This is a genomic window from Actinoplanes sp. DH11, assembly GCF_020873875.1.
Lineage (GTDB): Bacteria > Actinomycetota > Actinomycetes > Mycobacteriales > Micromonosporaceae > Actinoplanes.
Genome location: NZ_JAHWGU010000052.1, coordinates 1 through 14,023, shown reverse-complemented (window position 1 = coordinate 14,023; position 14,023 = coordinate 1). Strand labels below are relative to the sequence as shown.

Annotated in this window: 15 protein-coding genes; 10 read left to right on the top strand and 5 right to left on the bottom strand. The window is 71.9% G+C overall.

The features are described 5' to 3' along the window. The first annotated feature begins 1 nt into the window (after window position 1). Genes LPA41_RS39890 through LPA41_RS39875 form a run of 4 tightly spaced genes read left to right on the top strand, consistent with a single transcriptional unit; the run spans window position 2 to window position 3,195 of the window. On the top strand, window positions 2–727 hold the full coding sequence (locus tag LPA41_RS39890) for a 1-acyl-sn-glycerol-3-phosphate acyltransferase (protein ID WP_229076697.1): 726 nt from the start codon (window positions 2–4) through the stop codon (window positions 725–727). Continuing rightward, window positions 724–1,716: an NAD(P)H-dependent glycerol-3-phosphate dehydrogenase gene (locus LPA41_RS39885; protein ID WP_229076696.1), complete on the top strand. Its 993-nt coding sequence runs from the start codon at window positions 724–726 to the stop codon at window positions 1,714–1,716. The genes LPA41_RS39890 and LPA41_RS39885 overlap by 4 nt, the downstream gene beginning before the upstream one ends. Beyond that, a complete protein-coding gene (locus LPA41_RS39880) occupies window positions 1,713–2,822 on the top strand; it encodes a cystathionine gamma-lyase (protein ID WP_229076695.1) in 1,110 nt (369 codons plus the stop codon). Before LPA41_RS39885 ends, LPA41_RS39880 begins: the two co-directional genes overlap by 4 nt. A gap of 4 nt (window positions 2,823–2,826) precedes the next feature. After that, on the top strand, window positions 2,827–3,195 hold the full coding sequence (locus LPA41_RS39875; protein WP_229076694.1) for a hypothetical protein: 369 nt from the start codon (window positions 2,827–2,829) through the stop codon (window positions 3,193–3,195). 34 nt (window positions 3,196–3,229) lie between these two features. Here LPA41_RS39875 and LPA41_RS39870 read toward each other — a convergent pair whose 3' ends face one another. Next, complete coding sequence (locus LPA41_RS39870) at window positions 3,230–3,673, bottom strand: hypothetical protein (RefSeq protein WP_229076693.1); 444 nt, start codon at window positions 3,671–3,673, stop codon at window positions 3,230–3,232. 97 nt (window positions 3,674–3,770) lie between these two features. Between LPA41_RS39870 and LPA41_RS39865 the strand changes: the two genes are divergently transcribed. Next, window positions 3,771–4,865, top strand: coding sequence for a D-alanine--D-alanine ligase family protein (locus LPA41_RS39865; protein ID WP_229076692.1), 1,095 nt, complete (start codon window positions 3,771–3,773; stop codon window positions 4,863–4,865). 65 nt (window positions 4,866–4,930) lie between these two features. On the opposite strand, the gene LPA41_RS39860 is transcribed toward LPA41_RS39865, so the two are convergent. Together LPA41_RS39860 and LPA41_RS39855 are read right to left on the bottom strand one after the other, a co-directional pair. Next, a complete protein-coding gene (locus LPA41_RS39860; RefSeq protein WP_229076691.1) occupies window positions 4,931–5,566 on the bottom strand; it encodes a DUF3515 domain-containing protein in 636 nt (211 codons plus the stop codon). 2 nt (window positions 5,567–5,568) lie between these two features. After that, complete coding sequence (locus tag LPA41_RS39855; RefSeq protein WP_014447186.1) at window positions 5,569–5,802, bottom strand: Lrp/AsnC ligand binding domain-containing protein; 234 nt, start codon at window positions 5,800–5,802, stop codon at window positions 5,569–5,571. A gap of 138 nt (window positions 5,803–5,940) precedes the next feature. Between LPA41_RS39855 and LPA41_RS39850 the strand changes: the two genes are divergently transcribed. Continuing rightward, entirely contained in the window at window positions 5,941–6,879 is a 939-nt protein-coding gene (locus tag LPA41_RS39850) for a thiamine-phosphate kinase (protein ID WP_229076690.1), read from the top strand. 13 nt (window positions 6,880–6,892) lie between these two features. Continuing rightward, a complete protein-coding gene (locus LPA41_RS39845; protein ID WP_229076689.1) occupies window positions 6,893–7,354 on the top strand; it encodes a GNAT family N-acetyltransferase in 462 nt (153 codons plus the stop codon). Between the two features lie 447 nt (window positions 7,355–7,801). On the opposite strand, the gene rpmB is transcribed toward LPA41_RS39845, so the two are convergent. Further along, a complete protein-coding gene (rpmB, locus tag LPA41_RS39840) occupies window positions 7,802–7,993 on the bottom strand; it encodes a 50S ribosomal protein L28 (protein WP_229076688.1) in 192 nt (63 codons plus the stop codon). Window positions 7,994–8,150: 157 nt separating this feature from the next. Here rpmB and LPA41_RS39835 point away from each other — a divergent pair, with 157 nt between their 5' ends. Genes LPA41_RS39835 through LPA41_RS39825 form a run of 3 tightly spaced genes read left to right on the top strand, consistent with a single transcriptional unit; the run spans window position 8,151 to window position 12,594 of the window. Continuing rightward, window positions 8,151–9,989, top strand: coding sequence for a DAK2 domain-containing protein (locus LPA41_RS39835; protein WP_229076687.1), 1,839 nt, complete (start codon window positions 8,151–8,153; stop codon window positions 9,987–9,989). Continuing rightward, on the top strand, window positions 9,986–12,160 hold the full coding sequence (gene recG / locus LPA41_RS39830) for an ATP-dependent DNA helicase RecG (protein WP_229076686.1): 2,175 nt from the start codon (window positions 9,986–9,988) through the stop codon (window positions 12,158–12,160). The genes LPA41_RS39835 and recG overlap by 4 nt, the downstream gene beginning before the upstream one ends. After that, window positions 12,157–12,594 (top strand): DUF952 domain-containing protein, encoded by a 438-nt coding sequence (locus tag LPA41_RS39825; protein WP_229076685.1) that lies wholly within the window; start codon window positions 12,157–12,159, stop codon window positions 12,592–12,594. Before recG ends, LPA41_RS39825 begins: the two co-directional genes overlap by 4 nt. A 56-nt stretch (window positions 12,595–12,650) precedes the next feature. Here the strand turns inward: LPA41_RS39825 and LPA41_RS39820 are convergent, their stop codons facing one another. Continuing rightward, window positions 12,651–13,976, bottom strand: coding sequence for an LPXTG cell wall anchor domain-containing protein (locus tag LPA41_RS39820; RefSeq protein ID WP_229076684.1), 1,326 nt, complete (start codon window positions 13,974–13,976; stop codon window positions 12,651–12,653). Window positions 13,977–14,023 lie beyond the last annotated feature (47 nt).

Below are 14,023 nucleotides of genomic sequence, written 5' to 3'. Positions count from 1 at the left end.
CGTGACGCAGCTCAGGCTGGGCTTCTGGCAGCGTGTCGCGGTGATGCTGGTGCTGCCCGTCATGAAGGCGCTGACGACCACGACCTGGGCAGGCCGGGAGAACATCCCGGCGACCGGGCCGGTGATCCTCGTCCCCAACCACGTCTCGCACTTCGACCCCCTGGTGGTGGCGCACTACATCTACCGGTCGAACCGCTGGCCGCGGTTCCTCGGCAAGGCCAGCCTGTGGCGAGTGCCGATCATCGGCTACCTGCTGCGCAAGACCCGGCAGATCCCCGTCGAGCGGGGCAGCGCCGAGGCGGTCAAGTCCCTGCAAGCGCTGATCAACGCCGTGACCGAGGGCGGCGCCGTGGTCATCTACCCGGAGGGCACGACCACCCGGCACCCCGATCTGTGGCCGATGCGGGGCAAGACCGGTGCGGCCCGGCTGGCGCTGCTCACCGGTGCCCCGGTGGTGCCGATCGCCGCCTGGGGCCCACAGGCGATCTTCGATCCGCGTACCAACCGGCTGAAACTGCGGCGTACGCACGTCACCGTCACCGCCGGCCGGCCGATCGACCTCAGTCGCTGGGCCGGCGCCGCCCCGAGCCGGGCGGTGCTGACCGAGATGACCGAGACGATCATGCTTGGTGTCCGGGATCTGCTCGCTGAGATCCGCGACGGCGAACCGCCGGCGCTCTACGACCGGCCCGCACGACGGGCCTCGACCTCGGAGGACGCACCATGAGGGCCGCCGTCATCGGATCCGGAGCCTGGGGCACCGCGTTCGCGAAGGTGCTCGGCGACGCCGGGTCGGAGGTGACCATGTGGGCGCGGCGGGAGGCGGTCGCCGCGGAGATCCGGGAACGGCGCGGCAACGAGGGCTCGCTGCCGGGCGTCCGGCTCGCGGACAGCGTGACCGGCACCACCGACCTGGCCGAGGCCGTGTCCGGCGCCGAACTGATCGCGATCGCGGTGCCGTCGCAGACCCTGCGCGGCAACCTCGCGGACTGGGCCGGCTCCTTCCCGGCGGACGCCACCGTCGTCTCGCTGATGAAGGGCATCGAGCTCGGCACCCTGAAGCGGATGAGCGAGGTGATCGTCGAGACGGCCGGCGTCGACCCGGACCGGGTGGTGGTCGTCTCCGGTCCCAACCTGGCGCCCGAGATCGCCGCGCGGCAGCCCACCGCGACCGTGGTGGCCTGCTCCGACGAGAGTCGTGCCCGGCAGGTGCAGCACGCCCTGGCGACGCCCTACTTCCGGCCCTACACCAGCGACGACGTGATCGGCTGCGAGCTCGGTGGCGCCACCAAGAACGTGATCGCGCTCGCCTACGGGATGGCCGTCGCGATCGGTCTCGGCGACAACACCCGGGCCTCGCTGATCACCCGAGGGCTGGCCGAGACCGCCCGGCTCGGTGTCGCGCTCGGCGCCGACCCGCTCACCTTCGCCGGGTTGGCCGGGCTCGGTGACCTGGTGGCCTCCTGCTCGTCGCCGCTTGCCCGCAACCGCACCTTCGGCGAGCACCTGGGCCGCGGCGAGACCCTGGAACAGGCGCAGATCGCCACCCGGCAGACCGCCGAGGGCGTCAAGAGCTGCCTCTCCATCCGCGACCTGGCCCGTGCCAACGGCGTCGAGATGCCGATCGTCGAACAGGTGGAACGGGTCTGCCACGAGGGCGCCGACCCGCGCGTCGCGGTGAAACTGCTCATGACACGAGAGATGAAACCAGAGTGAGTTACTCCGACGGAACCCGTTCCGTGCACGCCGGAATCCCCGTACCCGAGGTGGGGGAGCCCTTCCTGCCGGGCCCGGTCTTCGCCGCGCCCTACCACCTCGACCCGGCGACCGGTCCGGGGAAGAACGGTTACGCCCGCACCGAACACCCCACGCGCGAGCTGCTGGAAGCGGCGATCGGCGAGCTGGAGGGCGCGCCGGCGCTCGCCTTCGCGAGCGGTCAGGCGGCGATCACCGCCCTGCTCCTGGCGGTGCTGCGCACCGGCGACACGGTGGCGCTTCCCGCGGACGGCTATTTCACCGTACGGGCCTTCGCCGAGACCACGCTGCGCGAACTGGGCGTACGGGTGGTCCTGATCCCGACCGCCGCCCAGCCGTACCCGGACCTCACCGGGATCCGGCTCGTCCTGCTGGAGACGCCGGCCAACCCCGGGCTCGACGTCGTCGACGTGCGCGCGTTCGCGGCGGCGGCACACGCTGCCGGCGCCCTCGTCGCCGTCGACAACACCACCGCCACCCCGCTCGGGCAGAACCCGCTGGCCCTCGGTGCCGACCTGGTCGTCGCATCCGGCACCAAGGCGCTGACCGGGCACTCCGACGTGCTGCTCGGCTACGTCGCGGCCACCGGCCCGGAGCTGCTCGCCAAGGTGGAGACGTGGCGCAAGCAGACCGGCGCGGTGCCCGGCGCCTTCGACTGCTGGCTGGCACACCGCTCGATCGCCACGCTCGACCTGCGCCTGGCCCGGCAGAGCCAGAACGCGGCGGCCCTCGCCGAGCTCCTGACCGGCCGGTCCGACGTGACCGGGGTGCGCTGGCCGGGCCTGCCGTCCGACCCGTCGTACCCGGTGGCCTCCGCCCAGATGCGGCGCATCCCCGGCGTGGTCTCCTTCGACCTGGGCAGCGCCGAACGCGTGGCCCGGTTCCTGGCCGCGGCCCGGCTCGTCTTCGCGGCCACGTCGTTCGGCGGGGTGCACACCTCGGCCGACCGGCGCGCACAGTGGGGTGACGACACCGCGCCCGGGTTCGTCCGGTTCTCCTGCGGCATCGAGGACACCGACGACCTGCTGGCGGACGTGACGGCGGCCCTCGACGCCGCCCTGTCGTGACGGCGTGCCAGTCGTGACGGCGTGGAGCAGTTTCAGCGGGGACGAGGTGGCCGCGCTCACCCAGGGCGCGAGCTTCTTCGCCGACCCGGGGGAGCGTGAGTGCCCGGCGTGCGGGGTGCGGCGGCTGCGGGCCTACTTCACCGCGCCGGAGAACGCGCGGCGGCCCACGCTGGTCAGCTACGTGTGGTGCGGCGCGTGCGACAAGTTCGTCGGCACCCGCTCGAAACACCCGGAAGGGCTGATCTTCTCGGACCCGCTGGCGACGCTCACCACCACCGAGCGGCGTGATCTGGAGCGCAGCCTGAGCGGCTTCCTGGCCCATCTCGACGCGCTGTGGGACGCCGGCGCCCTGCCGCAGACTTTCACCGCCTGACCCCGTACGCCAGGATCGTCCTGGGAAGTGGCTCTCAGCCGTGGGTGGCGACGAAGTCGTGGAGCCAGTCGCGCGGGACCTCGGTGCTCGTGCGGCCGCCGGTCCGCCGCAGGGCCTCGCCGGGGCGGATGCCGAGCAGCACCAGCGTCATCACGGCGAGCAGGGTGGACCGGCCGGGGCCGGACGTGGATTCGGTGACCACGAACCGGCCCGCGCGGACCTCCTGGGCGAGGCGGGCGGCGAGCGCGACCACCTCGGTGGCCTCCTCGCGCCGGACCGGGTCGGCCGCGTCCGGGAAGGAGATCAGTTCGATGCCGGCGCTGTCCGCGGGCGGTTCGGCGGCGCAGACCAGGACCTGCACGCCGGCCCGGGCGAGGGCGCCCAGCTCACCGGCGGTCCAGGGCTCGCCGGAGGGGTGCGCCATCGTCGCCAGCTGACCCGGACCGGGCCCGGCGATCACGTGGAGTGCTGGAGCCATGAACTGTTCGTTCCCCCTGCCTCGCCAGATCCCATATTCGGCTTACGCAGAGTAGGGTCACCCCCGGCATGACCGCTAGCGAGAGGCACGGAGAAGAGTGACGACCCCCCGGAAGACCCGCGTTGCGATCGTTTTCGGCGGCCGCAGCACTGAGCACGCCATTTCCTGCGTGAGTGCGGGCGCCATCCTCGGTGCGCTGGACCCCGATCAGTACGAGGCGGTCCCGGTCGGAATCACTCGGGAGGGCCGCTGGGTTCTCGCCGCGGGCGACCCGGCCCAGCTGGCGATCAAGGACCAGACACTGCCGGAGATCACCGCCGCGTCCGGTGACGCCGTCGTGCTCGCCGCCGACCCGACCGCCACCGAGCTGATCGTCCGCGACCCGGCCGACGGCGTCTCGTCGCTGGCCGGTGTGGATGTGGTCTTCCCGGTGCTGCACGGCGCCTACGGTGAGGACGGCACCATCCAGGGCATGCTGGAGATGGCCGGCATCCCCTACGTGGGCGCCAACGTCTTCGCGTCGGCAGCCGCCATGGACAAGGAGTTCACCAAGAAGCTGGCGGCCGCCGAGGGGATCCCCGTCGGGCCGTACGCGGTTCTCCGTGCCGGTGTCTCGCTGTCGGAGGCGGACAAGGAGCGGCTCGGCCTGCCGGTCTTCGTGAAGCCGTCCCGGGCCGGCTCGTCCACCGGCATCACCAAGATCACTGACTGGGCGGACCTGGACGCGGCCGTCGCCACGGCCCGGCAGATCGACCCGAAGGTGCTCGTCGAGGCCGCGATCGTGGGCCGGGAGATCGAGTGCGGCGTCCTGGAGGGGGAGGCCGGCGGGTCACCCGAGGCGTCCCTGCTCGCCGAGATCCACGTGGACGATGCGGACTGGTACGACTTCGAGACGAAGTACCTGGTCGGCAGCCGCTACACGATCCCGGCCGAGCTTCCGGCCGACGTCGTCCGGCAGGTCCAGGAGTACGCGCTGCGCACCTTCACCGCGCTGGACTGCGCCGGTCTCGCGCGCGTCGACTTCTTCGTGACGGCGACCGGTGAGGTCTTCCTCAACGAGATCAACACGATGCCGGGGATGACGCCGACGTCGATGTTCCCGATGATGTGGGCGGCCACCGGCCTGGAATACCCGAAGGTCGTGGACCGGCTGATCAGGACCGCGCTGCGGCGCGGAACCGGCCTCCACTAGCCTTTCCCGGCCGCCTGGCTTCGGCCGCCTGGCTTCGGCCGCCCGGCGGCCCGGCGGCCCGGCCGTCAGCTGATCTCGCAGCCGCTCGGCATCCGGTCGAGGGGCTGCGACTTCACGGTCTTCACGATCGTGTCGGAGAACTCGTTGGCCCACTGGGCGGGGTTCTCGTACCGGTTCGGCACGGTGACCGCCACCGGCACCTCGCGGTCCATCGTGGTGATGGTCGCCGCGTCCGCGCCGGGCTTCGCGTACCAGCAGACCCGATTCATGATCAGAAGTTCGGTGTCCAGCGGCACGCAGCCCGGCGTCTCGTCGTCGAGGGATTCGCACATGACGGGCGCGGGCACGCCGCAGGCGACGGTGATCGGCGGCTCGCCGTAGGCCGCGTTCTGTTCCGGGCCGGCCGAGACGGGCCGGGCCGACAGCTCACGGATCTTCACCGGGAGCTGCGAGGTCACCGCGAGGCAGACCTGGGTGGCGCGTTCGCCGAGTTGCGGGGCGTCCACCTGGACGGCCGTGCTCGGAACCGGCAACGCCGCCACTTCATCGTTTTTGTCGGAATTATCCGGTTTGATGGCAATGAACGCTACGATTCCCACGATGACTGCGACCGGAACGGCCACCACGGTCGCCCACAGGGCGGCCGCCCGGGTGACCGGGTCCTTTTTCGGGGTCTTCTCGTGGGTCTCGACGTCCACCATGCTCAGAGGTTTACCACGGAGCAGGTGAGTGTCCGCGTGATGCCCGGTACGTACTGGACTTTGCTCACAATCAGACCGCCGAGCTCGTCGACCGTGTGCGCCTCGGTAAGCACCACCACGTCGTACGGCCCGGTCACCGCGTCGACCCGGACCACCCCCGGTATCTTCTCGATCGCGGCGGCCACGTCACGCGCCTTGCCGACCTCCGTCTGGATCAGGATGTATGCCTGGACCACGATCGACTCCAATCCGCCACCGCTGAATCAGCCACCGTTGCGTCAGCCATCGCTCATCCGCCACCCGGTGATCCCTGATCGTGAAACTACCGTACGAAGCGACCCCTGAGCGGGACGCCACCATCGAAGGACTTTGACGTGAGTATCCCAGAAGGCGGCGAATTCGGACTTATTGGCCGAATCGTCTCCCGGCTCGGTTCCAGCCCGGCCACCCTGCTCGGTCCCGGCGACGACGCGGCAGTCGTCCGCGCCGCCGACGGCCGGGTAGTGGCCTCCACCGACGTCCTCGTCGACGGCCGGCACTTCCGCCGGGACTGGTGCGGCCCCGAGGACATCGGGCACCGCGCCGCCGCCGCCAACCTCGCCGACATCGCCGCGATGGGCGCCGTGCCGACCGCCCTGCTGGTGGCGCTCTGCGTGCCGCCCGGCGTGACGAACGAATGGGTCGAGGGCCTGGCCGACGGGCTCACCGAGGAGGCCGGGCTGGTCGGTGCCAGCGTCGTCGGCGGCGACACCGCGGCCAGTCCGACACTCACCATCGCGGTCACCGCGCTCGGGGACCTGGGCGGGGCGGAACCGGTCCGGCGCGACGGGGCTCAGCCGGGCGACGTTCTCGCCCTTTCCGGCCGGATCGGGTACGCGGCCGCCGGCCTCACCGTGCTCTCCCGGGGATTCCGGACGCCGAAGAAGCTGGTGGAGGCGTACCGCCGGCCCGCCGTGCGCTACGCCTCCGGCCCGGAGGCGGCACGTCTCGGCGCCACCTCGATGATCGACGTCTCGGACGGGCTGCTGCAGGACCTCGGTCACATCGCGGCGGCCAGCCTGGTCGCCATCGACGTGCACCAGGACGCGTTCGACGTCCCGGACCAGATGCGTGACGCGGCCAAGGCGCTCGGCGTCGACCCGTACCAGTGGGTGCTCGCCGGTGGCGACGACCACCCGCTCGCCGCGACGTTCCCGCCCGGCGTGACCCTGCCGCCCGACTGGCGGGTCATCGGTTCCGTGCACGACGGATCCGGCGTCACCGTCGACCGCAAACCCTGGACCGGGGGGTTGGGCTGGGACCACTTCCGCTGATTACCCTGAGGGCGTGTCAGAGATCAAGATCAGGTTGGCGGACTTCGACGACCCGGACGTGCAGCTGATTGTCGCGGAGAACCTGCGCGACCTCTCCGAGCGGTACGGCGGCACCGGCGACGACACGCCCATCACGGGCAAGCACTTCACCCCGCCGGACGGCGCGTTCCTCGTGGCCGAGCTCGACGGCAGCATCATCGGCAGCGCCGGCTGGCGGCGGCACGGCACCGCCGACGCCGAACTGAAGCGGATGTTCACCCTCCCCGCCGCCCGGGGCCGCGGCGTGGCCCGGCGGATGCTCGCCGCGATCGAGGACTCGGCCCGGTCCGCCGGCTGCACCCGGCTCATCCTGGAGACCGGCGACAAGCAGCCGGAGGCGATCGCGCTGTACGAGTCGGCGGGGTACGTGCGGATCGAGGACTTCGGCTTCTACGCCGGCCACGAGGGCGTCCTCTCCTACGGCAAGCCGCTGTAGCGGGCCACCGGGCCTGTCGCTCACCGGGCCTGTCGCTCACCGGCCCGTCGCTCACCGGGCCGTCGCCCCGGCCGGGGCAGTGCGCGGCGGTGTTGGCCTGCGAGCGCGCGAAGCGGTGTGGATCTGCTAGCGGTGCGAAATCGCGGTTTCAACCCCATGATCACAGCGATTTCGTAGCGCTAGCAGATCAACATCTCGCCAGGGGCGGCGCGACCGCGACGGGCTGGGCGCCGATCGGGGGCGGCCGGGCGCCGATCGGGGACGGGCTGGGCGCCGATCGGGGACGGGCCGGGCGCCGACGCGGGCGGGCCGGGCACCGACGGGGGGCTGGGCACACACGGGGGCTGGGCGTCGATCGGGGGCGGGCCGGTCCGCCACGGCAGGGTCGGGGACAGAGAAAGCCGCCGAGCCCGGGGGCTCAGCGGCTTTCCGTGATGGATCTGAGGGTCAGGCGCGGGCGACCTTGCCGGCCTTGATGCACGAGGTGCAGGCCTTGACCTTCTTGGTGGTCCCGCCACCGGCCGGGGTGCGCACCGACTGGATGTTCGGGTTCCAGCGGCGGTTGGTCCGCCGGTGCGAGTGGGACACGTTGTGGCCGAAGCCCGGTCCCTTGCCACAGACGTCGCACACGCTAGCCACGGGATACTCCTGGGTTTGAAACGAAACTGACGGGCCCGACGAAGTAGCTCAGCCAGGCAACCCGGCGAGCTTACCCGATCCTCGGGGTGAAGAACCAATCGCCCCCGGTCAGGGTGCGTACCCAGCGATTGTCGGAGGCCGACAGTACGATTTTCGCGTGCTGGAGACCCTCGATGCCGCTGCGGTACGCCGCTGGTGCGGTGGTGGGCTCGAGGCGCTTCGGGCACACCAGCGTGAGATCGACGACCTGAACGTCTACCCGGTTCCCGACGGTGACACCGGGACCAACCTGGTCCTGACCCTGACCGCTGCCTATGAGGCGCTCGACGAGGAGACCCCCGGTCCTGGGGGGACGCCCGGTCCGGGCCGGCCGGTCGACCGGCTGATGCGCCGGATGGCCCGGGGTGCGCTGCTCGGTGCGCGCGGCAACTCCGGCGTGATCGTCTCGCAGATCCTGCGCGGCATGGCGGACACCTTCGCGAGCGCGGTGGCGGTGCGGGGCCGGGAGCTGGCGCGGGCGTTGCGGATGGCGACCGACGCGGCGTACGGGGCTGTCGCCCGCCCCGTCGAGGGCACGGTCCTGTCGGTGGTGGCCGCGGCCGCCGAGGGCGCCGGCCGGATCAAGTCGGACAACCTGCTGGCCGTGGCGACGGCCGCCGCGCGCGCGGCAGCGGAGGCGCTGGCCCGCACGCCGCAGCAGCTGCCGGTCCTGGCCCGAGCGGGCGTGGTCGACGCAGGCGGGCGCGGGTTGTGCCTGCTGCTGGACGCCCTGGTCGACGCGCTCGCCGAGGATGAGGCGAGCAGCGACGCGGAGGGCCGGCAGAGCGCGCCGGGCGCGGGGGATCGGCAGGGCACGCCGGTCGGCACGCGCGAAAGTCCTCAGCTCCAGTCATCCGGGCACATCAGAAATGACGGAAATGTCCGGGCAGGAAGAGTGCGCCCAGGAGCTGGTCCCGCTGCGGGCGTGCAGCTGGGGGCTGAGGCGGGTGCGCAGCCGGAAGGTGAGGCGGGCGCGCAGCTGGAGGGTGAGGCCGGCGCGCAGCCGGGGCCGGACGGCTGGGGGCACGGGCATCCGCCGCATCGGAGCGAGGCGGCGGAGGACGGATGTTCCGGTTACGGCTACGAGGTGCAATACCTGCTCGATGCCGAACCCGACGCCGTCACGCGGTTGCGGCACACCCTGGACGCCCTCGGTGACTCGCTCGTGGTGGTGGGCACCGGCGACGGCACCTGGAACGTGCACGTGCACGTCACCGAGATCGGCCCGGCCGTCGAGGCGGGGATCGTGGCCGGTCGGCCGTACCAGATCAGGGTCACCCCGCTGGAGGAGCGACGGCCCGGGCGTGATCTCCGGGCCGCGGTGGTCGTCGCCGCGGGCGACGGGCTCACCGCGCTGTTCGAGGGGGAGGGCGCGACGGTGGTGGACCGCAATCCGTCGATCGCCGAGCTGCTCGCCGCGATCCGCCGGCCCGGTGCCGACCACGTGGTGCTGTTGCCGAACGACGCGAACACGCACGCGGTGGCCACGTCGGCGGCACGGGAGGCGGCCGCCGAGGGGATCCAGGTGAGCGTGGTGCCGACCCGGTCGCCGGTGCAGGCGCTCGCCGCGCTGGCGGTGCGGGATCCGCAGCGGCCGTTCGCCGACGACGTGATCGCGATGGCGGAGGCGGCCGGCGCCTGCCGGTACGGCGAGGTCTGCACCGCCCAGCGCGACGCACTCACGGTCGCCGGCGCCTGCCGCGCGGGTGACCTGCTCGGGCTCGTCGACGGCGAGGTGCACGTGATCGGCTCCGACCTGGCCGAGGTGAGCCGGCTGCTGCTGGACCGGATGCTCGGCGGCGGCGGTGAACTCGTCACCTGTGTGCTCGGCGCGGACGCCCCGCCGGACCTGGAGGCGACCCTGCACGAGCACGTGCGCCGGACCTGGCCTTTCATCGAGTTGCAGTGTTACGCCGGCGGGCAACCGCGTTACCACCTCCTGGCAGGAGTCGAATGACCACGACCGACACCCCGCTCACCAAGGTGCTCGGTGCGAAGACCGCCAAGGCCCTCGCCACCCACCTGGATCTGCACACCGCGGGGGATCTGATCTATCACTTCCCCCGGCGGTACGACCAGCGCGGCGAGCACACCGACCTGCGCCGCCTGGAGGTGGACGAGCAGGTCACCGTGCTGGCCCAGGTGCAGGGCATCACCGTGAAGCCGATGCGGGCACGCCGCGGCAACATGCTGGAGGTGACCATCGGTGACGGCTCGGGGGCGACGCTCACCTGCACGTTCTTCAACCAGGCGTGGCGTGAGCGGGAGTTGCGCAAGGGCGTCTGGGGCCTGTTCGCCGGCAAGGTCACCGATTTCCGGGGCAAGCGCCAGCTGAACGGCCCGGCCTATCAGCTGTTCGGTGTGGACGCCACGCAGGACGACGCAGCCGCCGAGATCGAGGAGTTCGCCGGCGCGCTGATCCCGGTCTACCCGGCGGCGCAGGCCGTGCCGACCTGGGTGATCGCGAAATGTGTGCGGACCCTGCTGGACACGTTCGAGCCGCCGGCCGACCCGCTGCCCGGCGACGTCCGGGGCAAGCGCGGGCTGGTCGGCATCGGGACGGCCCTGCGGGAGATCCACCGGCCGAGCTCGGAGGAGGCGCTCTACCGCGCGAAGCACCGGCTCAAGTGGGACGAGGCGTTGGCCGTACAGCTGACGCTCGTGCAACGCCGGGCCCGCGCGGCCGCGGCGCCCGGCACCGCCCGGCCGCGCACCGAGGGCGGGTTGCTCGCCAAGTTCGACGCCGGGTTGCCCTATGAGCTGACCGACGGGCAGCGGCAGGTGGGTGAGGAGATCGCGGCGGACCTGTCGCGCCCGCACCCGATGCACCGGCTGCTGCAGGGCGAGGTCGGTTCCGGCAAGACGCTCGTCTCGGTGCGCGCGATGCTCCAGGTCGTGGACGCCGGTGGGCAGGCCGCCCTGCTGGCGCCGACCGAGGTGCTCGCCACCCAGCACTACCGGGGGATCAGCGCCCAGCTGGGTGCGCTGGGCCGGGCCGGTGAGCTGGACGGCGACCCGGCGGGCACGCAGCTGACCCTGGTCACCGGTTCGCTCGGTGCGGCGGCCCGGCGTGCTGCGCTGGCCAAGCTCGCCGACGGGAGCGCCGGCATCGTCGTCGGCACACACGCCCTGCTGTACGAGGGTGTCGAGTTCAAGGATCTCGGCCTGGTGGTGGTCGACGAGCAGCACCGGTTCGGGGTGGAGCAGCGTGACGCGTTGCGCGCCAAGGCGGCCCGGCCGCCGCATGTGCTGGTGATGACGGCGACGCCGATCCCGCGCACGGTGGCGATGACCGTCTACGGCGACCTGGAGACGTCGATTCTGTCGCAGTTGCCGCGCGGCCGTTCGCCGATCGCGTCGCACGTGGTGCCGGCTTTGGACAAACCGGCCTATCTGGACCGGGCCTGGGTGCGGATCCGCGAGGAGGTGCGGGCCGGCCACCAGGCGTACGTGGTGTGCCCGCGGATCGGTGACGACGAGGAGACCCCGCCGAAGGACGACGAACCGGCCCGCCGCCCGCCGCTCGCCGTGACGGAGGTGCTGCCGCTGCTGCAGAACGACTACCTCAAGGGTCTGCGGATCGGCATGCTGCACGGCAAGATGCCGCCGGACGAGAAGGACGCGGTGATGCGGTCGTTCTCGGCCGGCAACCTGGACGTGCTCGTCGCGACCACGGTGATCGAGGTCGGCGTGGACGTGCCCAACTCGACGGTGATGCTGATCCTGGACGCCGACCGGTTCGGCGTCTCCCAGCTGCATCAGCTGCGCGGCCGGGTGGGTCGTGGTTCGGCGCCCGGCATCTGCCTGCTGCACACCGAGTCGGCCGAGGGTTCGGCGGCCCGGGAGCGGCTGGACGCGGTGGCCTCCACGACGGACGGCTTCAAGCTCTCCGAGATCGACCTGGAGCAGCGCCGGGAGGGTGACGTGCTCGGTGCCTCGCAGTCCGGCAAGAACTCGCATCTGCGGCTGCTGTCGCTGCTGCGTGACGAGAAACTGATCAAAGAGGCCCGCGCGGAGGCGGGGGAGTTGATCGGGGACGACCCCGACCTGTCCCGTTACCCCGCGCTCGCCGCCTCGGTGACCGCCCTGGTCGACGAGGAACGCGCCGAGTACCTGGAGAAGGGTTGATCCTGCACATCTGCCCACGCGCGGCGTGGGAGACGGCGGCCGAGACCGGCTGGTACGACGGTGACACGCTCGCCACCGAGGGCTTCATCCACTGTTCGCCGCCGGACTGGGCGCACGTGCCGGCGACGGCGCGGTTCCGCGGCCGGACCGACCTGCTGCTGCTGGAGATCGATCCGGCGCCGCTGGGCGAGGCCGTGGTGTGGGAGGACGGTGTGCCGCCGGCGCCGGACGGCCGGCAGTTCCCGCACCTCTACGGCCGGCTGCCGGTCTCCGCGGTGACCGGGGTGCGGCCGTACCCGCCGCTCGCCGACGGGTCGTTCCCCACCTATGCGGAGGTGGAGCGTGCGGATGAGGAGCGTGCGGATGAGGAGCGTGCGGATGAGGAGCGTGCGGATGAGGAGCGTGCGGAAATGGAGCGGCGCGCCGACCGCTGAGCGATCGGCGCGCCGTCTTTCAGGCTTCAGCCTTGGTTCTTCAGGGCCGGAACTGATCAGGCCTTGAAGTCGAGCTTCCGGCGGCGGCTCAGGAAGAACAGGCCGGCGCCGACGAGGAGCAGCACGGCCGCGCCGCCCGCGATGGTGCCGGCGGCCGAACCGGTGATCGGCAGCTGCTCGTCGTCGCTCACCGGGGTGGTGGCGACGGGCGAGGTGCTGACGGTCTGCGACGGCGTGGCCGACGCGGTCTCCGACGGGGTCGGGCTCGGGCTGTCGCTGGGCTCGGCGCTCGGGCTCTCGCTCGGGGTGCCCTCGCCCGGCGGCGGGGTGTCGCAGTCCTTCGGCTTGGTCCAGACGACCTCGCCCTTCAGGACGTCCAGGTCACCGGTGACCGTGACCTTGAGGCCCTCGGTGCCCGCGAAGAACGCCTTCTTGTCCTTCTCGCCGGGTGCGACGGTGAGGGTCTGCGCCGCACCGGTGTTCGGGGTGAAGGTGGCGGTCAGTTCCTTGCCGTCCTCCGGGTTGCTCACCGTGAAGGTCAGGCCCTCGCAGTCGCTGGTGTACTTCGCGTCGGGGGTGCCGACCTCGGGGACCTGGCAGTCCTCCGGCTTGGTCCAGTCGCCCCGGTAGAGCTCCTTGCCCTGCGCGGTGACCACGATGTTCTTGGCGTTGGCGGCGGGGACCTTCACCGGAACCGGCTCGGCGTTGGCGGCGACCTTCTCGGTCTTCGCGAAGCCGCCGTCGGCGGTGATCTCGAACGGCGTGGTGAAGTTGCTGCGGTTGATCAGCGAGAGCAGGACGTCGCCGTTGCACTCGGGCAGCGCCTCGACGGCCGGCTCCGGCTTGCAGGTGCCGGAACCGCCGTTGTACCAGGCGTTCTGCGGCTGACCCGGTGCCGGCTTGGACTGGCTGCCGGGCTTGCCCGGGCTGCCGACCTTGCGGTCGTTGTAGCGGTCGCTGGAGTCGGTCAGCGGGTCGATGATCTTGTCACCGAAGACGAAGTCGACCTGGGTGAAACACTCCGGGACGGCGACCTTGAACTCGAGCCGGTTCCCGGTGAGCTCGCGCTTGCCGTCCGGGGCGGTGAAGCTCTGCACCGACTTGTCCAGCACGTACTGCGGGGTCGCGAACGTCGCCGACGGTGCGGTGTACGACACCAGGGCGAGCTTCTGCTCCTCGCCCGCGCAGAGCGGGCCGTTCAGCAGGGTGATCGCGGCGGTCCCGTCGGGGCCGCTGAACTCGTGCTGGTACTTGGCGTCCGCCGCCGTGGTGCAGGCGTCGCCGGTCGCGGCGGCCGGGGACGCGATCCCGACCAGGCCGGTCAGGCCGAGGAGGGCACCGGACGCGACGAGCGCGGCACGGCGAAGAGGGGTGTTTCGCAAGTTGATCTCCCGGGGGAACGAGAAATGAGGCGAGGGGCGGGGCCCGC